A 19,561-nucleotide genomic window follows, 5' to 3' on the forward strand; every position below is an offset into this window, starting at 1 on the left:
AATGGAGAATAGTATAAATAAGAAAGCTACAAATCATTTGCGTAGAAAACGAACGTGGATCGCTTATTCGTTTATCGCCCCGAATTTCATTGGTTTTTTCGTTTTTACATTAATACCAATCCTGTTTTCGCTTGTACTAGCATTTATGAAATGGGATTCTTTTTCAACGCCAGAATTTGCTGGACTAGATAACTTTCGTAAAATGGCCAACGATGAGACATTTTGGATTTCTTTGAAAAATACTTTTTTATATACCGCTGCTGTAGTGCCTGGCACACTTGTTTGTTCGTTAGGGCTAGCTTTACTACTAAATCAGAAAATTAGAGGGATGAAGCTTTTTCGTACGATATTTTTCTTTCCGTATGTTACTTCCTTAGTAGCAATTGCTGTTGTTTGGAATATGTTGTTTCATCCAACAGTGGGACCTATTAATATCTTTTTAAGACGATTTATTGAACACCTCCAGGTTGGACTTCAAGTTCAAATTGGGCGCTTTGGGCAATTGTAATTGTCAGTATTTGGCGAGGGATGGGTTATTACATGATTCTATACCTTGCAGGACTACAAAGTATCCAAAAAGAACTATATGAAGCGTCTTCGCTAGATGGAGCAAACCGTTGGAAACAATTTTTGAATGTGACATTACCTTCGTTGAGACCAACAACCTTCTTTGTAACGATCATGCTTGTCATCAATTGTTTCAAGGTGTTTGACCTTGTGCAAGTGATGACGGATGGCGGCCCTGGTCGAGCGACAAATGTGCTGGTTTACCAAATCTACAATGAAGCATTCAAAAAATTTGATTTTGGTTATGCTTCAGCTATTTCACTTGTTTTGTTCGTAATTGTTTTGGGCGTTACGGTTGTTCAATTTTCTTGGAATAAGCGTCGTACTTAGGAGGTGTGATATGGAAGAGAGTGTTCGAAATGAAAGAAAAAAAGCAAAAATTCGTTCAAAAAACATGCCCTTTATTCAATGGTTGGGTATGATTCTGCTGATTGTATTAGCTTTATTGACGATCATTCCTTTTTTATGGATGGTTTCTGCTTCATTCAAAGCAAATAATGAAGTGTTCACGATTCCGATTCAATGGATCCCTAAAACTTGGCATTTAGAGAATTATCTGGTTATTTGGTCTCGTATTCCTTTAGTGACATTTTTTAAGAATACAGCTTTTTTAAGCGTTGTGATCACGTTGATTCAGTTGTTTACTTCTAGTTTTGCTGCTTACGGGTTTTCTAAACTAAATTTTAAAGGGCGCGATATTTTATTTTTAGCATATATCGGCACGATTGCTGTCCCTTGGCAGTCTTATATGATCCCGCAGTTCATTGTGATGAGAAAAGTGGGTTTAACAGATACGTTGTGGTCGTTGGTGCTATTACAAGCGTTCAATGCTTTTGGTGTGTTCTTGTTGAAGCAATATTACAAGTAGTATCCCAGATTCGTTATGTGAGAGTGCGCGGATCGATGGCTTATCAGAGTGGGAAATCTATCGCAAGATCATTTTACCTCTTACAAAACCGGCGATTGCCAGTTTGACGATCATCACATTCGTTAATACATGGAACGATTATATGGGGCCATTCATTTATTTGTCTTCTACGGAAAATAAAACAATCCAGTTAGGGTTGAAAATGTTTATTGGGCTATTTGATGCAGAGTACGCATTAATCATGGCTGCCTCAGTTGTTTCTGTTCTTCCTGTTGCTTTTATATTTTTAGCGATGCAAAAATATTTTGTAGAAGGGATCGCTTCATCAGGAATGAAGGAATAGGAGGTGATTATGAAAGAGCAGCGTTTTGACAAAAATATTTATATGGAATTCTTTTATTGGTTGTATCAATCATTGGCAAGTAGCCTTTGTTTTTGGTGTGTCAATATCTTGTATATAGCAGCTGCGTTCCTTTTGTCGATAGATGGAAGGAATGTCTTTTCCTTTATTTTTTCTTTACTTTTTATTGGTCCAGGTTGCATCGTGATGATAGGTATGACAGAAGAATTAGCAAAAGAAAAAAGTTTTTCACCAGTACGTTTGTTCATAAAGACGTTTCGCCAATTTTGGCTAAAGGGATTTTTTTATTGGCTATTTGCTTGGATAGTTAGTGTGATAATGATTTTTGATTGTTTCTTTTTTATACGTTTTTCTTATGGAAAATGGTTGATTCCGTTGTTTGTTTTACTTGCTTGTTTATCAGTTTCCTTTAGCATCAACTGCTGGTATTTTCAGGTGAGAAATCCAGCGTCGAAACCAAATCAAGTTCTACGGATAGCGTTCTACTATACGTTGAAAAAATGGTATGTGAGTTTACTAGATTTTTTACTATTGACAAGTTTGTTTCTCTTCTTTTTCGTAAAGCCCCAATGGTGTATTCTACTAGGTCCTTCTATCGTATTTGGTTTGATTTACTTCAACAATCGTAAATTGATGAGAACTATGGATCTGTAGACTTTATAAATTGAAACTTTCAATTAAGAATGACAGTTTTTTATGTAAAAACTGTCATTCTTTTTCATTTTTTGAAACATATGGCTAAACAAATGAAATAAAACGTGCTATACTTTTGAATGAAACAGGTTTAGAAACTGTATCACTTATTTGTGATTATTTCTAACTAATAATTAAAAATAAAGCATAAAAAGGACGATGTTCAATGGCTGAAAAAATGAAACAAGGTTCGAAATCTGTAGTAGAAAGTTTGATTAATCATCATGTTGATTATGTATTCGGTATACCAGGTGCAAAAATCGATGGTGTATTTAATGAATTAGAGGATCAAGGTCCTGAATTAATCGTGACTCGTCACGAACAAAATGCTGCATTTATGGCACAAGCAATCGGACGTATTACAGGAGAGCCAGGAGTAGTTATCGCAACAAGTGGTCCTGGTGCTAGTAACTTAGCTACAGGTTTGGTAACAGCGACAGCAGAAGGTGACCCAGTTTTAGCAATTGCCGGACAAGTAAAACGAAGCGATCTATTGAAGTTGACCCATCAAAGCATGGATAATGCAGCACTGTTCCAGCCAATCACAAAATACAGTGCAGAAATCCAAGATCCAGAAACAATTTCAGAAGTGATTGCCAATGCTTATCGTATGGCTAAGAGTTCAAAAAAAGGCGCGAGCTTTATCAGTATCCCGCAAGATGTAGTGGATGCACCTGTCCAAGGTAATGTCATCAAGCCATTGAGCGATCCTAAATTAGGTTCTGCTTCTGCAGATGATATCCGTTACCTAGCTGAACGCATTAGAGAAGCAAAACTACCGGTACTATTAGTAGGTATGCGAGGATCAAGTGAAAAAGAAACGTTAGCCATCAGGCAATTAGTTGAAAAGACAGCATTGCCTGTTGTAGAGACATTCCAAGCAGCTGGAGTGATCTCACGTGAATTAGAAGCGCATTTCTTTGGTCGTGTGGGTTTATTTAGAAACCAACCAGGAGATATGCTTTTGAAACGAAGTGATCTAGTTATTGCAATTGGCTATGATCCAATCGAATATGAAGCAAGAAACTGGAATGCGGAAAAAGATGCGCGGATCATTGTGATCGATGAAGCGCCAGCTGAAATCGATCCTTTTATGCAGCCTGAAAGAGAATTGATCGGTGATATCTCAGCCACTCTTGATTTATTGACAGGTTCATTAGAGCCTCAACAAGTGTCAGAAGATGCAAAAGAATATTTAGCATCTCTTCAAGCAAAATTAACGGAGCGGGACATTGTTCAATCAAAAGGAGAAGCAGGTATCTTGCATCCTTTAGAAGTTATTAACACGCTTCAGTCAAAAGTAACAGATGATATGACTGTTACCGTAGATGTAGGTAGTCATTATATTTGGATGGCACGCCACTTTAGAAGTTATGAACCTCGTCATTTGTTATTCAGTAATGGTATGCAAACGCTTGGTGTTGCATTGCCATGGGCGATTTCTGCTGCATTGGTGCGTCCAAATACACAAATCGTATCAGTTTCCGGCGATGGGGGATTTTTATTCTCTGCCCAGGATTTAGAAACGGCGGTACGTAAAAAATTGAATATCGTTCATTTGATTTGGAATGATGGACACTACAATATGGTAGAGTTCCAAGAAAAAATGAAATATCAGCGGGCGTCAGGTGTAGACTTTGGTCCAGTTGATTTTGTGAAATATGCAGAAGCTTTTGGCGCTAAAGGAATCCGAGCTACAAGTGTAGAGGAATTAGAAAAAGCTTTAGAAGAAGGATTTGCGACAGAAGGACCCGTAATTATTGATATTCCGATTGATTACCGTGATAATGAGAAATTGGGAGAAACAATCTTACCAGATCAATTCTATTAAGGAAGTGTCGACATGACTGAAAAAATCTTATACCAGCACGGGACATTAGGAGCTTTGATGGCCGGCTTGATGGATGGAACAGAAACGATTGCTCATATATTAGAAAAAGGAACTCTGGGATTGGGAACATTGCATGGGCTTGATGGTGAAGTCATCTTTTTAGATGGCGTAGCTTATCAAGGAAGATCAGATGGCTCAGTTGCCCAATTAGATGGAAGTGAACTTACCCCCTATGCAGCAATTACAGATTTTACGCCGGATACTAGTTTTTCTGTCTCAAAAACTGCAGATGGAGAACAATTGAAAAAAGACATATTAGTAAGAGAAGCCGGGGAAAACCTATTTTTGGCAGTGAAGATAACTGGATTATTCAAAAATATGCACATCCGTATCATGCCGAAGCAAGAAAAACCTTACAGAAGACTAGCAAAAATTTCAGAGTCTCAACCAGAATTCCAACAAAGCAATGTCCAAGGAACATTAGTCGGGTTCTTTACGCCTGAATTATTCCAAGGAGTTGCTGCAGCGGGATTTCACCTGCATTTTATCGATGATACACATACATTTGGCGGACATGTAATGGATTTTGAAGTGGCTGAAGGAAAAGTTGAGATTAGCCGCATCTCGTCCCTTGTACAGCATTTTCCAGTTGATGATCCGACTTTTGTTCACGAAACGATTGATTATGCTGATTTAGCAGCAGAAATCCAACAAGCAGAATAGAAAAAGACAGCGAGATGCGTTCAAGGTGATTAACCTGACGTATCTCGTTTTTTTGAGGAGGAAACCTAGCGTTTACAAAAAAACTGAGCTATAATCTTCTCCATAGATCAAAAAGGAGCGGTTTTTATCATGTGGACAGAAAAACAGAAAAAAGATGCATACGAAATTTTATTATTACAGCAACAAGGATTATTAGAAGCAGAAGATAACTGGTTAGCAAATTTAGCAAATTCATCTGCATTGTTGAATGAGACTTTGCCTGAGACTGTCTTTGCAGGATATTATTTATTCGATGGTAATGAATTGATTTTAGGACCGTTCCAAGGGCGAGTTTCTTGCACACGTATCAAGATGGGAAAAGGAGTTTGTGGAGAATCAGCTGAAAAACAAGAAACATTGATCGTTGATGATGTCAAAACCCATGCAAATTACATTTCCTGCGATTCAGCCGCACAATCAGAAATCGTAGTGCCAATGGTAAAAGAAGGTAATTTAATCGGTGTTTTAGATATCGATTGCGGAGTAACGAAAGGGTATGATGAAATCGATCAAGCATTTCTAGAAAAATATGTAGATCTTTTATTAGCAAATTTTAATATAAATGCTTTTTCATTTATTAATAACTAAAATCGTCTATTGAAACAAAAAAGAAGAGAAATCAAGAATAAAAAGAGCCGGAAAGACAGTGGGCATTTCTGTTTTTCGGTTTTTTTATTTTTTTATAAAATCACAAGTGTTATTGATTTTCATAATCATATTTTAATGGTATTATCATTTTAAATAATGAAAAAACATTAAGGATGGATGAAATATGAATAACGAAACTATCATTTTAGGAAAAAATATATTTGCCAACCTATTGGCTTGAAACAAAAAGTGGTTGGAGAAGTAATCAGTAAATTAGAAAATTGTGTTGTGATCTGCGTAGACGAATATCATGACGTCGATCGCAATGAAATATTAGAAAAATGCGGAAAAGTAGTGGCAAAATATACTCACGTTTATGAGTTGGAAACAACAGAATATCTATATAACTATAGCAACAAATATGAACATACTTTAGTTTCATAAAGATTTAAATAAAGTGCCTTCAAAAGCGAGAAGACCAAGCTTTTGAAGGCACTTTATTTAGTTGGCAGTGATTGTTCATGATTTTTGATTTATTCAAAAGGTTCGCCTAGAGAATCTGTCTCTGTAACGAGGCCTGGTGGAGAAACTCGATAAAAACCTATACTGCCAGAACTGTCCTATTTTCGGATAGACAAACTAGTAGTTTTAAAAAGATCATCCGATCCAATCATTTCAAAAAATGCAAAACTGATATCAGGATCATTTAGCTCAGGCTTGTTATCGTAAAGCATTTGTAAAGGTTGCATTTAGTTAGGAGTAAACGCGAAACTATCATCATTATTTGCTGAAGAAGATGAAGAAGCTAATTCAGAGTTTGTTTGAAATAAAGGAGACGTGCTGACAGTTTCTTTACCCTGTTTTTTGCAGAGGTAGAAACTTTTATATCGGAAGTTTCTACCGGAGAATTTTTCTCATTTGTAGAAATTGTTGAATCGATACTATTCGAAATTTGCGTATCTGAAGGTATGTTCTTTGATGCAGAAGTCCCACAAGCAGTAAGTAACAATAAATTTGATAAACTGATAAACAGAATTCTTTTCATTATGTACACACTCCTTATAGTATCGTTTAGCATACACCTATGCTCAGTATTAGGCAAAATCAATGCAAAACTATCAAGTCTTTTATAGTATCTATTAGTCTTAGTAATACATATATGGAGAGGGTGATATCCCAGTTCAAACCAGATACATTGGTTACCATCTGTATTAACGATTATGCCTCTAAACGCTTTTTTTATGAAAAAATTTATAAGTGAAAACGTAGGTATGATATTATCTAGAGGTAATTTTTTTGGGTATTTAAATAGTTGCTAGGAGGATAGCTTTTGGATTTTTACAGTAATTTTATCTTAATAATAGCAATATTATTACTTCTAAATATTTGGTTTTTTGATAAGAGTAGAAATGCAGGGATAGGTTTTAGAACCAAACGAAGTACGTCTTCTGAAAAAAAGTGGGTATATTCACAGACTATTTTTTACGGAGGGGTTATTTCAATCAGTTTACTTTCTTCAACACTTTATTCTTTTAATGTTATAGACGTTTCCATGTCAAATTTTATATCTATTATTGGAATCCTTATTTCTGCAATTATTACACAACTACTTCTTGTGTTTGAAGAGAAGTCAAAAAATAATTAAAGCAATTATGCCTTTTAGTACAGGAATTATTACTTCTTACAAATGTATAGCGAATGTGAAGCCTGCTGTTTTAATTGTTCTAGAAAAACTTTTGAGTGAACAATTATTTTATGTTAGGATGAATTAATTTCTCTAGAGTTTATAATTAAAAAACTTATTTGAAGGAACATGCTTAAACCATAATTGTGTTTTTCCTTCCATCAGCATAAAAGTTCACCTCAAAAAGAGTGTACGAACAAAAGTTCTTTTTGTAAACCTTAAAATAGATTTTCCTGAATACGTATTGGGGATTTCTAAATGTTTGAATGTTTTTTTGAATGCAAAATCAATGCAAAAAATTTTGTATTTCTCTACTTTTCTCTCCTTGACCAAAATAAAAAAACGTTGATTTAACAACGTTTTTCATACATGTTTATCTGTCTCAAACATACATATATGGAGACGGCGGGAGTCGAACCCGCGTCCAAACACATCGCCACTTAAAAATCTACGTTCATAGTCAACTCATTTAAGGATTCACTTTACAGCTTGCCGAGTGACAGGCATTCTGTATCGCTAGTCTGATGTTCTCTTTTTCAACTTACAGACGGAAAGTTGAAACGTATCCCACTAAAGTTAGGACCCTTACTCGAGCACATGGGTGATGCCGAGAGGATCTACGCTAACTGTTTTTAGGCAGCTAAAGCGTAAGAGTTGTTTTCGTTTTTAGCAGTTATATTTAACTGTAACGTTTTTACGTAGACGTAACCTACGAAACGCAATTCAAGCTCGACTGTGCCTGTCGAATCCGTAACGTCCCCGTTAGCTAACAAGGGTTACGTGTATTTTTCATACAAAATTAGTATAGCATATATTGGGATAAATTCAATAAAAAAGCGAATCATATCCCATTATTTATATAATAACTGCCCCTTTCTTAAGAAAAAATAAGCGATTTTCTTAAGAAAAGAGGTAGCTTCAAAAAAAGATCTTAAATCAGATCAAAATACTTCAATGCGTGGACAATTCCGCCTTCTGTATTTTTCTTTGTGATAAAGGTAGAAAGTTCTTTTAATCCGTCATAGGCGTTGCCCATAGCGATTTTGTTGTCGCAAGCTTCCAACAAGGCAAAATCATTCGGACCATCGCCAAATCCAAAAGTAGGAACTTTTTCCAGCTGAAGTTCTTTTTGCAGACGTTTGACACCTGCCCCTTTTGAGATTCCTTTCTTCACTGTATCGATCGAGTAAGGACCATTCCGATAAAAAGTTAGCTCAGGAAAATGTTCGTGATAGTATTCGTCACCTGATTGAGATAAGATCAGCAACATATTTACTGTGTTTTCTTTAAAGCCTAAAGGATCAAATTCCGGAACATCTGAATGAATGAAGTCGTAAGCATTGATCATTGTTTGGCTATGACCGGTACACCAGATTTTCTGATCGTTATAGTAAGAAAGTTCATGACCGTTCAACTGTACATGATCATACATTTTTTGACATTCTTCTGAAGAAAATGTTTGAGAATAGATTTCTTCGCCGTCTACTCGAATGAAAGAACCATTCATGGTGACCGCAGAAGTAATGCCCGCATCTTCCATGATAGAGTGGATTTCTGCTTCTGTACGTCCTGTAGCGATGACGGGGAGAACATTGTTTTCTTTTAATGCGTTCATAGCTTTTGCCACTTCGGGTGTGATTTTTGATTTCGCATCTAGTAATGTTCCATCAAGATCAAAGAAAGTGATTGCACGATAATTTGACACAAATAAAACTCCTTTTTTATTGGAATAAGTTTATCTTAACAAAGAATGAACAAAAGACAAACCTTTCGTGAAGAATTCCTGAACATATTGGTTCAGTCAACAATTTAGAGTATACTATAAGAAGAGAATTTAGGAGGGAAAGAATGATTTTTTTCAGTATTGGTATCTTATTCTTAATAATTGGCAGTCTTTTTCGGATTCTGCCCTCAAAAGGAAATCTGCCTTTTTATGGGTACCATTCGCCTCTTGCCGCAAAAACAGACGCTCATTGGCGGCTGGCTCAAAAGACAAGCGGAAACTGGTTTTTTCTTATGGGCTTACTGATGGCATTGATCGGCTATTATTTAAAGACATCTGGGCATACGAATTATTTTCTGATTGAAATGCTTTTGCTAGTATTTCCAATTATGCCTATTTTTATTATGACAGAAAAGAAATTACAGAAATATGACCTGGAAACTGGAGGGAACGATAATGAATATTTTAATGATTGAAGATAATCAATCTGTTTCTGAAATGATGCAGATGTTTTTCTTAAATGAAGGTTGGGAAGCAACTTTCAAGTATGATGGAAAAGAAGGGCTCGATGCCTTTTTAGAAAACCCACAACATTGGGATATGATTACACTAGACCTGAATTTGCCCACGCTGGACGGTATGCTAGTAGGAAGAGAGATCCGCAAAGTTTCAAGTACTGTGCCGATTATCATGCTGACAGCTAGAGATTCTGAAAGTGATCAGGTGATCGGCTTAGAGATGGGGGCAGATGATTATGTCACAAAACCTTTCAGTCCTCTGACGCTTATTGCTCGAATGAAAGCTTTGCATCGTCGTAGTGAGTTGGCAGAAGCAAGAGAAGAAGCAGCAGTTTCAGATGATCATTTTGATATCGAGACTAGTCATTTCAAGATGAATACGAAAACACGAGAAGCGTATCTGGACAACCGGCCAATTGAAGGACTAACGCCTAAAGAGTTCGATCTATTGTTTACTTTAGCAAAAAAACCACGTCAAGTATTCTCTCGAGAGCAGCTGCTTGAATTAGTCTGGGATTATCAGTACTTTGGTGATGAACGGACAGTGGACGCTCATATCAAGAAATTACGACAAAAAATCGAAAAGGTCGGACCACAAGTCATCCAAACTGTTTGGGGAGTCGGCTACAAATTCGATGATTCTGGTGTTGCCTAATGCGTTATTTGTATCAGCAACTCTTAGCTTTTTGCGGAATGGTCGCGTTGATCTTATTGATCGTTGGAGTTTCTTTTACACAACTGACAAAACAAACGATTGAAGAAAACAATTACCAGCAACTGTTTGGATATGCTGAATCAGTTGAAAAGACAACGCAAACCTATGCCGATACGCTCCCGCAGTTTAGTCAAGATCAGGCGTTTCAAAATGCATTGCTGCTGACAGAGCAAGTACTGACAGAACAAAATGTGAACTTTATATTTATCGATAAAAACGAACGTGTCATTTATCCGACTAATACAGCTTTACTGAATTTTACCTTAACAGCTGATCAATGGAAAAATCTGAGGAATGGACGTCAAGAAAAATTCACATCGAATAAAAATATTTTAGGACAAGCACAGGCGACCTCTTACGCACTTGTGCCATTTAATTTGAATCATGAATTCTATGGAGCACTTGTAGTTAGTCAACCTGCGCGAAATATCGATGACAGCGTTCGTCCAATTACACTGAACCTGTTCAAAGGATTTATTTTTTCCAGTATCGTTGCAGTTATTGCCAGCTATGCTTTTGCAGCATTCCAAGTTAAGCGTATCAATCGGTTAAGGAATGCGACGAAAGAAGTGACGAATGGTAATTTTGATGTACAGCTCCCCGTACATGACAAAGATGAATTTGATGAGTTAGCAGATGATTTCAATAAAATGACGAATTCATTGAAAGAATCTCAAGCAGAAATTGAAGAACAAGAAAATCGTCGAAGACAATTTATGGCAGATGCTTCTCACGAGATGAGAACACCTCTTACGACAATCAACGGACTTCTGGAAGGGTTAGAATACAATGCAATCCCTGAAAATCAGCGAGAAAACGCGATTAAATTGATGAAAAATGAAACAGAGCGTCTGATCCGTTTGGTGAATGAAAACTTGGATTATGAAAAAATCCGTACGAATCAAATCAGTATGGTCATTAAAAAATTCAATGGAACAGAAACATTGAAAAATATTGTTGCACAGTTAGAAGCTAAAGCAGAAGCAGCAGGAGATACATTGACATTGAAAGCCGTTGATGATATTGATGTTTACGCTGATTATGACCGATTTGTCCAAATCATGGTCAATATTATTCAAAACGCGATACAGTTTACTGAAAACGGCCAAATCACGATTACTTTAGAAAAAGGCTATCTTGAAACGATCATCACGATTGAAGATACGGGAATTGGAATGTCTGAACAACAAATGAAAAGTATCTGGGATCGTTATTATAAAGTAGATCCTTCAAGAAAAAATACAAAATATGGTGAATCAGGATTAGGTTTACCAATCGTGCAGCAACTTGTACGCTTGCATAAAGGAAAATTAGAAGTAGAAAGCGAACTAGGAAAAGGAACAAAATTCACTGTTCGTTTGCCTGACGTAGAAATCAAAGAAGAGTAAAAAACAAGCGGTATAAAAGATCATGAATCGATCTTCTATACCGCTTGTTTTTACTATAAAATGATTGATTTAGCCCGCGGGCTCTAAACGATCAATATAAGGACTTTGGGCAATAGTAGCATCATGAGTAAAGAGTAAGATACCTTGATTTTCTTCATGAGCTAAATAAGAAAGCAAGTGGAGTAGCTCTTGGATCTCCAATACACTAAGTTCATCAAATGTATCTTCAATAACAATATTGTTTCGCTTGGAAAGCAAGGCATGAAGTAATTGCAGCTTTACTTTTTCAAAAGACGTCAACTCAGCTGCCGCACAATTAAGCAAGGAAGGAGAGATATCAAGTTTTTCTTGATAGGCAAAACGATCTTGTTTGATTTCTTTTTCGGGTACATCCAACAGGACATGGTCTTTAAGATTCAGATAAGGAAACATCGGCCAATTTTTTTGGATGATCGCAAAATTATCCAGTTTTGCAACAAGAACCTCTTTTTTCAAGTGCTCCAATATTTTATGCTGTTTTTCGAGAGGACACAAAATAACGGTCAAGTGTTCAGCATGAATCAAATATTCAGGTTTCATTACGTCCAGGCCTCCTACTTTGCAAATGATGGATAAAAAAAGTGAAAGGTAATAGACTAAGAATGAGACAGCATCCACTGAGCCCAATAAGAGTTTGGGCAAATCCCTTAAGTATATCTGTGAAAAAAAGATCATTTTGGAAATCGATGGTAAAAAAAGTCTGTTGATCCATCGGAATTGTAAGTCCGCTTACCGAAGTCAAGATATCACGGATATCTGGCAGTTCAGTAGTCTTTAAGACAAGAAAATTGATCCTTTGAAGAAGCGCTTCATAAACTGACTGGAAGCTGACGATCCACAATAAAACCAAGATACAACAAAGAAAGAGAGGAAAGAACAGCTGCCAGAAAATAAAAAGGAATAATTTGGTTTTAGAAAGACCAGTCAGGCGCCAATTGATCAATTCCTGCTTGTTTTGCCTGACTGAATAGTAAAAGAAAAAGATAAAAAGGAAGGCAAATAGAAAAAATAAACTGAATATGCCTTTTATATAAAATCGGCTAGCTAATTCTAAAGCCGGAAGAAGCTCTGTAGATGCAGAAGCGCCAATAAATGAAAGCCGATCTTGGACTTGATTGGCTAAAGCCGATTGCAAATGGTAAAGAGTCAGGCATGCTATCAATAAAAAAGCAGAAAAGCTTGAAAATAAACAATAGAGTATTGTCTGCTTTTTGTAATAAATTAATCGAGCAGTAGCATAGCGGATTATTTTCATACTTTTCACCTCTATAAAAAGTATAGAAAATGAATATGAATAAAGTATGAAATTCCTTTAGTGAAATCACGAATTAAAACCAGAAAATATTTTGTAAAAAGCAAGAGGTTGTGAAGAAGCTGCCCTATTCTATTACCGTAGATGCAAGCTTTTGAACACTGTTTATTCGAAAAAAGGAGCAGCGACAATAATTTTGGGCTCTATACTTTTTGATGTTGGTGGATGACACCAGCATCTTTTTTATTTTCCAAAACATATAGAAAAGACACCTTGAAATCCTTTAGAATTAATTTGGCGAACCAACCCAAAAGGAGGAATCAAGATGTCTTACACTCACCTTATCAAAGAAACATTAGATATTCTAGACTTATCAGTTACTTTTAACGAAAATTGTCTCACAAAAGAAAAATACAAAGGGCAAATCTGTCATATTTATCGTGGAAACTTGATTTATACAGCCCAAGAATGCATCCACTGTAAACACCAGATTGCTTCAGATATTGTGCGTTGGGGTACAACAACCGTCCGGTTGTTAATGAACGATGTTTCTGAATACCGTACCTACCTCGAATTGAAAAAGCAACGCTTCAAATGCAAAGCTTGTCAGCGGACCTTTGTCGCAGATACTTCTGTTGCGAAAAAACACTGTTTCATCAGTGAGAAAGTCCGCTGGTCTGTCGTGACTCGTCTGAAAAAAAATACCTCAATGACAGAGATCGCCGCTCAGAAAAATCTATCGGTCTCTTCTGTTTACCGTATTATGAAGCGATTTTATCGTCCGTTGAATCCTTTTCGGACACCGTTACCTAAGGTACTTTGTTTTGATGAATTCAAATCAGTTCGGGGTGTTTCAGGTGCTATGAGTTTCATCATGATGGATGGACAAACACAGCGCTTATTGGACATTGTCGAGAACCGACAACTGCCTTTTTTAAAACGTTATTTTAGTCATTTTTCACGAGAAATTCGTGAAGCGGTCGAATGGATCGTGATTGATATGTACGCTCCTTATGTATCGCTCGTTAAAAAGCTGTCTCCAAAAGCACAGCTGATTATTGACCGGTTTCACATCGTCCAACATATTGGTCGTACCTTTCGCAATCATCGAATCAAAGAAACGAACCAACTATTAAAAAGCAAAGAACAAAAACACTATCAATTAGGTAAGCAATTAAAAAGATACTGGAAACTTCTTCAAAAAGATGAACGCAAGCTTGATTATACTCGACGCCTTTGGCGACCTGGCTTCAAAGCTCATTTAACAGAGACCGATATTGTGGATCGCTTACTGAAAGGGAGCCCTGCTTTGCGTGTAGGCTATCAGTTATATCAAGACTTTCTTTACGCTGTAAAGGAACGAGACTACGTATCGTTTGAAGAACTACTTACCAATAATATCATGCTTCCCGAAGGCTATCAGACGACCTTGAGAACGTTCCAGAAATTTCTGCCACAAATCAAAAATGCTTTACAACAAAGTTATTCAAATGGCCCACTTGAATGTCTGAACAACCATATCAAAGTGTTAAAACGAAATGCATATGGCTTTCGTAGCTTTTATAATTTCAAATTGCGCATCATGATTCGTCATGGCAACGCATTGATTTTCAACTAAAAAAGATCAAGAGGAACTGATCCACTTGATCTCCAATTATTCTAAGATTTCTCTTTACCAACATCATTTGACAAAGAGCCTAATTTTGTCGCTGCTCCTTTTAAATTTATTTTATCATTCGGAAGAACTTGTGGTCGTTCCGTGAAGTTCTTGGTACGTTTGCGTTTTATAAAGATCAACAGTTGATTGTCCGTTGTGTTCACTAAAGACACTAGTTGACTTGTCACCAAGAGATTTTTCAGCTTCTTTTAATTTCTCTAAGCCATTCTTGTAGTCATAATCACTGGTATCAATTGGGTCTAATCCACTATTCGTATAGAACCGAAGAAGATCACCATTATTGATTTGGTCAGAAACAGCTAACTGTTTATCAACTTTTTCTTTCAGTGAATCAATTTCATTCTGTACTTCCTCAGTAGGTTCAGTAATAGCTTCACCAGTTTCGTTACTATAGATCGTACCACCGTAGTAAGTATATTTTGGTGTAACAAAATCACCATCACGGAAAGAAACAAGCTGTTCATGATCTTTCGAGAATAGATCTTGTCCTAACTGAATATAATTTTTTGTATCTACACCTAGTAAGTGAAGTAATGTAGGCAAGGCATCAACTTGTCCGCCGTAAGTGTGATTGATTCCGCCCTGTGTTTGTCCAGGGATATGGATCATATAAGGGACACGCTGCATTTGTGCATTGTCGTAGTTTGTCCAAGTAGAACTTGTTTTTCCAACTAATTCAGCTAGATTTTTATTTCTTGAATTCGAGACACCGTAATGGTCACCGTAAAGGACGATGACTGAATTATCATACAAGCCGCTTTCTTTCAAATAATTGAAGAATTCTTGTACGGCGGTATCTAAATAATTGGCTGTCGCAAAGTAACCGTTGATCGTTTCATCATTTGTATTGGCTAACGGGAATCCTGCTTCGTCATTGGTGAATTTTGAATAAGGATAATGGTTAGATACAGCAATGAATTTTGAATAAAATGGTTGTTGCAGACGTTCCAAGTATTGTACGGATTGTTGGAAAAATGGTTTATCATGCAACCCGTATTGGAACGAATTGTCATCATTAACATCATAATAAGAAGAATCAAAGAAATAATCATATCCTAAATTCTTATATGTCTCGTTTCGATTCCAGAATGTACCAGCGTTCCCATGGAATACCGCACTAGTGTAACCTTGTGTTTGACTTAAAATATCAGGTGCAGCTTGGAAAGTATTTTTTCCGCCTAATTGTGTGAACAAGGAGCCTTGATTCAAGCCAAACAATGAATTTTCCATCAGCGTTTCCGCATCGCTTGTTTTTCCTGCTTTTACTTGATGGAAAAAGTTGTCAAAACTGAACGTGCTGTTGCTGTGGTAAAGACTATTGATGAAAGGTGTAACTTCATGCTGGACACCATTCTCATCTGTCAATTTATAATCGATCAGGAATTGCTGGAAGCTTTCTAAATGGATATAAATCACATTTTTTCCTTTAGCGAGCCCGAACAAATCGTCATTTGGTGCTGCATAATGTTCTTTTACATAATTTTCTACTTCTTTCATATCATTGGGACTTGCTTCTGCCCGCACTTGGTTTGTCTGGTAAGTTTGAACACCGTCATAAACCATGAAAGCATTCAAGCCAAGATATTTGACCAAATAATCACGAGAGAATGTTCGAGTCAGCAATTCTGGACGATCAGCTTCCGCTATAAAAAGATTTCCTGAGAAAATCATAACTGCTAATGTAGAGATCGCAAAAGCCATTCTTGCTCGGATCGGGCGAGGGTCCAACTTGATTTTTTTTGCAATCAGCAGAACAGTCAAGATAATAAAATCGATCCAATAGATCACATCATATGGGCGAAACAGTCGAATGGCACTTTCTCCCAGACCACTCGCTACTTTCCCAGCACCTAAAATCGTGTTGATCGTAATGAAGTCCGTGAATTCTCGATAATAAGTGACATTCGAAAAAACAAGCAATGTCAAAAGAAAATAAATGACCATCATCGTGATATAAGCAACTCTAGGGCGTCTGATATAAAGAGCAATTCCAAGTAATAACAATGTAGTTGCAATAGGGTTGATAAACAAGATAAAGTATTGAATGCCACTTTCGATTCCGAGATGGAAATCAACTAAATAGGCAAAAATCGTTTTCAACCAAAGTAAAACGACTAGTAAAGAAAAAAATCCGAGCCTCTTATTCAAAAAGGCAGGTGTTTTTATATATTTCAAGATAATCTTCCTTTCTGCACTTCTTAATCACAGAAGTGTCATGAAACCATGTTACACAGCTCACTTATTCTCATTTATTTTACTAGTATGACAATATAGTGTCAATTGAAACCAGAAGTTTATGCTGTTTCATTAAGGTTTTCTTTAAGCTTCATGAAAAAATGAGCAGTAAGACAAGTCCTATGTTTTTTGTTATACTTGGGAAGAGAAAGCTAAAGCAGGTGAAGGAATGAAAGTACAAGTAAAAAAAAGAGCAAGCAATCGATTGAAAAAAGGATATCCACTGATCCAAAAAGAAGACCTTGCTCATCCCCAAAAAGAAACTACGCAATGGGTGGAATTAGTTGATTCGCAAAACCAATTTATCGCAAAAGGATATCTAGGAAAGCAGAATAAGGGAATCGGTTGGGTATTGAGCCAGCAGAACATCCCATTTGATCAATCTTTTTTTGAAGAATTTTTTGTGAAGTCAAAAGAAAAAAGAACTTTCTTTTTTTCAGATGATTCTACTACCGCTTTTCGTATATTCAATGGAGAAGGAGACGGGATCGGCGGTCTGATTGTTGATTATTATGCAGGTTATGCTGTTTTTTCTTGGTATAACGAAACGTTATATGCACATCGTGAATTATTGATTCAAGCTTTTCGTGAAATCTACCCGGAAATCATAGGAGGCTATGAGAAAATTCGATTTGAATCAGTAAATCTGCCTGAGAGCCAGTTCATTTACGGAAAAGAGGCACCGGAACCCTTGATCGTAAAAGAAAACGGAGTAAAATTTGCCGTTTATTTAAATGAAGGATTAATGACTGGGATCTTTTTAGACCAAAAAGAAGTACGGGGATCATTAGCAGAAGGTTTCGCTTCTGGGAAAACAGTTTTGAACATGTTTAGTTATACCGGCGCCTTTTCTGTTGCTGCCGCAATGGGAGGGGCAATCGAAACAACAAGTGTCGATCTAGCAAAACGCAGTTTAAAAAAAACACAGGAACAGTTTGAAGTGAATGGTTTGGATGTCGATCAGCAAAAAATCATTGTTATGGACGTATTCGAGTATTTCAAATACGCCAAAAGAAAACAATTTTTATATGACATGATTGTATTGGATCCACCAAGTTTTGCCAGAAATAAGAAAAAAGTCTTTCGCGTAGCAAAAGATTATGGGGAACTGGTCAAGGATAGTCTGGATATTTTAGCAGAAGACGGGATACTTATTGCGTCTACAAATGCTGCGAATGTCTCGATAGAACAATTCCAAACAATGATTGAAGAGGAATTCCATGCCAAAAATGTTTCTTTTGAACAACTTGCTTTATATCGTCTGCCAAAAGATTTCCAGACGACGGATACCTTTTTAGAAGGCAATTATCTGAAAGTGTTTGTTTATCAAATTAAAAATAACCATTAGAAGGAGCGATGCAGAATGGTTCGGGTAAAGGGATTGAATATAGGAAGCGGTAGACCAAAGATTTGTGCGCCTCTTATCGGGGCCGTCCGAGAGGAAGTATTACGTGAAGCAGTTCTTGCACGTGAAGCAGGGGCCGATTTAGTCGAATGGCGAGTCGATCATTATCGTGAAGTTTTTTCTTTTGATGAAGTAGCAGAAACATTGGTTCTTATCCATGAGATGCTTGATGGACTGCCGTTATTATTTACGTTTCGTACCTTAGCTGAAGGCGGAGAACAAGACATATCGATCCGTCAGTATCGCGACCTTTATGAACATGTGATACACACAGGATTAGTAGATATGGTCGATATCGAGTTGTTCAAAGTAGAAAGTCTAGGAAAAAGACTGATAGAGGAAATCAAGTCTTTAAACATTCCTTTAATTATCAGTAGTCATGATTTTAAAGAAACACCAGCAGACCCTGTCTTGCTTTACCGATTGAATGTTATGGAACATTTTGGAGCCGATATCGGAAAACTGGCAGTAACTCCCAATAATGAACGAGATGTTTTGCGGTTGATGGAGTTGACTAGACGGGCAAATGCTTTTGTCTCCATGCCTATTATTACGATGTCCATGGGAAATCTTGGTAAAATTTCTCGTCTGGCTGGCGGAACGACGGGTTCCGTTATGACATTTGGTTCCTTAAGCAGCGATTCTACTTCTGCTCCAGGACAATTACCGGTCAAAGCATTGAAGCAAATTATTCAATTATTAAATGAACCGTTTTAGAACAAGTTTGAGGTGATATTTTTTGGCAAAGAAAAAAATAGTAAAAACGAATGCAATCCGTATGGTCGAACAAAAAAAGATTCCCTATACAGAGCACGAATATGAGTGGGACGAAAACCACCTAAGTGCGTCATCGGTCGCTGAACAGCTTCCAGAAAGCCAATCTCGTATATTTAAAACACTGGTTGCTGGGGGCAATGTGACGGGGCCTCTTGTTGCTGTGATACCGGGAGAAGCCGAATTGAATCTAAAAAAATTAGCAAAAGTTTCAGGGAATAAAAAAGTAGAAATGCTCCATTTAAAAGATTTGGAAGCAACGACCGGATACATACGTGGTGGCTGCTCGCCTATAGGTATGAAAAAACTATTTCCTACTTATTTAGATCAAATTGCAGAAAGCTATGAACAAATCATTGTCTCGGCTGGCAGAAGAGGGCTACAGATGGAGTTAGCACCTCAAGATATCTGTGCATTAACGAGCGGACAATTTGCAGATATAAAACAATAAATCATACGTATAAAAGAAAGAAGGAGGCC

17 protein-coding genes, 1 other RNA gene and 3 pseudogenes are annotated in these 19,561 nt (G+C 36.8%); 15 read left to right on the top strand and 6 right to left on the bottom strand.

Annotated features, from left to right (window positions below; genetic code table 11):
- Window position 1: 1 nt before the first annotated feature.
- The 7 genes and pseudogenes from MKX69_RS04530 (at window position 2) to MKX69_RS04560 (ending at window position 6,114) form a co-directional block, all read left to right on the top strand.
- Window positions 2-897: pseudogene (locus MKX69_RS04530) on the top strand (carbohydrate ABC transporter permease).
- 64 nt (window positions 898-961) lie between these two features.
- Window positions 962-1,778 (top strand): annotated as a pseudogene (locus tag MKX69_RS04535) (carbohydrate ABC transporter permease).
- A gap of 9 nt (window positions 1,779-1,787) precedes the next feature.
- Complete coding sequence (locus MKX69_RS04540; RefSeq protein ID WP_341009003.1) at window positions 1,788-2,450, top strand: DUF624 domain-containing protein; 663 nt, start codon at window positions 1,788-1,790, stop codon at window positions 2,448-2,450.
- 205 nt (window positions 2,451-2,655) lie between these two features.
- Window positions 2,656-4,320 carry an acetolactate synthase AlsS gene (alsS, locus tag MKX69_RS04545; protein ID WP_002297645.1) on the top strand — a complete coding sequence of 555 codons (1,665 nt, stop codon included), beginning with the start codon at window positions 2,656-2,658 and terminating at the stop codon, window positions 4,318-4,320.
- Window positions 4,321-4,332: 12 nt separating this feature from the next.
- On the top strand, window positions 4,333-5,043 hold the full coding sequence (gene budA / locus MKX69_RS04550) for an acetolactate decarboxylase (protein WP_002289619.1): 711 nt from the start codon (window positions 4,333-4,335) through the stop codon (window positions 5,041-5,043).
- A 129-nt stretch (window positions 5,044-5,172) separates the two neighbouring features.
- A complete protein-coding gene (locus MKX69_RS04555; RefSeq protein WP_002289618.1) occupies window positions 5,173-5,670 on the top strand; it encodes a GAF domain-containing protein in 498 nt (165 codons plus the stop codon).
- A 184-nt stretch (window positions 5,671-5,854) separates the two neighbouring features.
- Window positions 5,855-6,114, top strand: a pseudogene (locus tag MKX69_RS04560) (hypothetical protein).
- A gap of 361 nt (window positions 6,115-6,475) precedes the next feature.
- Here the strand turns inward: MKX69_RS04560 and MKX69_RS04565 are convergent.
- A complete protein-coding gene (locus MKX69_RS04565; protein WP_002321266.1) occupies window positions 6,476-6,715 on the bottom strand; it encodes a hypothetical protein in 240 nt (79 codons plus the stop codon).
- Between the two features lie 285 nt (window positions 6,716-7,000).
- Here MKX69_RS04565 and MKX69_RS04570 point away from each other — a divergent pair, with 285 nt between their 5' ends.
- Entirely contained in the window at window positions 7,001-7,315 is a 315-nt protein-coding gene (locus tag MKX69_RS04570) for a hypothetical protein (protein WP_002323892.1), read from the top strand.
- Between the two features lie 433 nt (window positions 7,316-7,748).
- On the opposite strand, the gene ssrA is transcribed toward MKX69_RS04570, so the two are convergent.
- Window positions 7,749-8,115, bottom strand: a transfer-messenger RNA (tmRNA) gene (gene ssrA, locus MKX69_RS04575).
- A 170-nt stretch (window positions 8,116-8,285) separates the two neighbouring features.
- Entirely contained in the window at window positions 8,286-9,059 is a 774-nt protein-coding gene (locus tag MKX69_RS04580) for a Cof-type HAD-IIB family hydrolase (protein WP_341009008.1), read from the bottom strand.
- 143 nt (window positions 9,060-9,202) lie between these two features.
- Between MKX69_RS04580 and MKX69_RS04585 the strand changes: the two genes are divergently transcribed.
- From MKX69_RS04585 to MKX69_RS04595, 3 genes are read left to right on the top strand one after another with little or no spacing between them, the layout of a single operon-like run.
- Window positions 9,203-9,553, top strand: coding sequence for an SdpI family protein (locus MKX69_RS04585; RefSeq protein ID WP_002288595.1), 351 nt, complete (start codon window positions 9,203-9,205; stop codon window positions 9,551-9,553).
- Window positions 9,534-10,250, top strand: a complete 717-nt coding sequence (locus tag MKX69_RS04590) for a response regulator transcription factor (RefSeq protein ID WP_002293942.1) — start codon at window positions 9,534-9,536, stop codon at window positions 10,248-10,250. Before MKX69_RS04585 ends, MKX69_RS04590 begins: the two co-directional genes overlap by 20 nt.
- Complete coding sequence (locus MKX69_RS04595; protein ID WP_341009011.1) at window positions 10,250-11,698, top strand: HAMP domain-containing sensor histidine kinase; 1,449 nt, start codon at window positions 10,250-10,252, stop codon at window positions 11,696-11,698. Before MKX69_RS04590 ends, MKX69_RS04595 begins: the two co-directional genes overlap by 1 nt.
- A 69-nt stretch (window positions 11,699-11,767) precedes the next feature.
- On the opposite strand, the gene MKX69_RS04600 is transcribed toward MKX69_RS04595, so the two are convergent.
- Together MKX69_RS04600 and MKX69_RS04605 are read right to left on the bottom strand one after the other, a co-directional pair.
- Complete coding sequence (locus MKX69_RS04600; protein WP_341009013.1) at window positions 11,768-12,277, bottom strand: hypothetical protein; 510 nt, start codon at window positions 12,275-12,277, stop codon at window positions 11,768-11,770.
- Window positions 12,267-12,992, bottom strand: coding sequence for a hypothetical protein (locus tag MKX69_RS04605; RefSeq protein WP_341009015.1), 726 nt, complete (start codon window positions 12,990-12,992; stop codon window positions 12,267-12,269). Before MKX69_RS04605 ends, MKX69_RS04600 begins: the two co-directional genes overlap by 11 nt.
- A 322-nt stretch (window positions 12,993-13,314) precedes the next feature.
- On the opposite strand from MKX69_RS04605, the gene MKX69_RS04610 reads away from it, so the two are divergent.
- The gene (locus MKX69_RS04610; RefSeq protein WP_341009017.1) at window positions 13,315-14,607 is read left to right on the top strand and encodes an ISL3-like element IS1251 family transposase; all 1,293 of its coding nucleotides are present in this window, start codon (window positions 13,315-13,317) and stop codon (window positions 14,605-14,607) included.
- Between the two features lie 114 nt (window positions 14,608-14,721).
- Here MKX69_RS04610 and MKX69_RS04615 read toward each other — a convergent pair whose 3' ends face one another.
- Window positions 14,722-16,842, bottom strand: a complete 2,121-nt coding sequence (locus MKX69_RS04615; protein WP_341009019.1) for an LTA synthase family protein — start codon at window positions 16,840-16,842, stop codon at window positions 14,722-14,724.
- Between the two features lie 229 nt (window positions 16,843-17,071).
- On the opposite strand from MKX69_RS04615, the gene MKX69_RS04620 reads away from it, so the two are divergent.
- From MKX69_RS04620 to ybaK, 3 genes are read left to right on the top strand one after another with little or no spacing between them, the layout of a single operon-like run.
- Complete coding sequence (locus tag MKX69_RS04620; protein ID WP_002319070.1) at window positions 17,072-18,250, top strand: class I SAM-dependent rRNA methyltransferase; 1,179 nt, start codon at window positions 17,072-17,074, stop codon at window positions 18,248-18,250.
- Between the two features lie 15 nt (window positions 18,251-18,265).
- Window positions 18,266-19,024, top strand: a complete 759-nt coding sequence (aroD, locus tag MKX69_RS04625) for a type I 3-dehydroquinate dehydratase (RefSeq protein ID WP_341009022.1) — start codon at window positions 18,266-18,268, stop codon at window positions 19,022-19,024.
- Window positions 19,025-19,046: 22 nt separating this feature from the next.
- Window positions 19,047-19,532: a Cys-tRNA(Pro) deacylase gene (gene ybaK / locus MKX69_RS04630; protein ID WP_341009024.1), complete on the top strand. Its 486-nt coding sequence runs from the start codon at window positions 19,047-19,049 to the stop codon at window positions 19,530-19,532.
- Window positions 19,533-19,561: the final 29 nt, after the last annotated feature.

The organism is Enterococcus sp. FSL R5-0957 (genome assembly GCF_038008005.1).
GTDB classification, from domain to species: domain Bacteria; phylum Bacillota; class Bacilli; order Lactobacillales; family Enterococcaceae; genus Enterococcus_B; species Enterococcus_B faecium.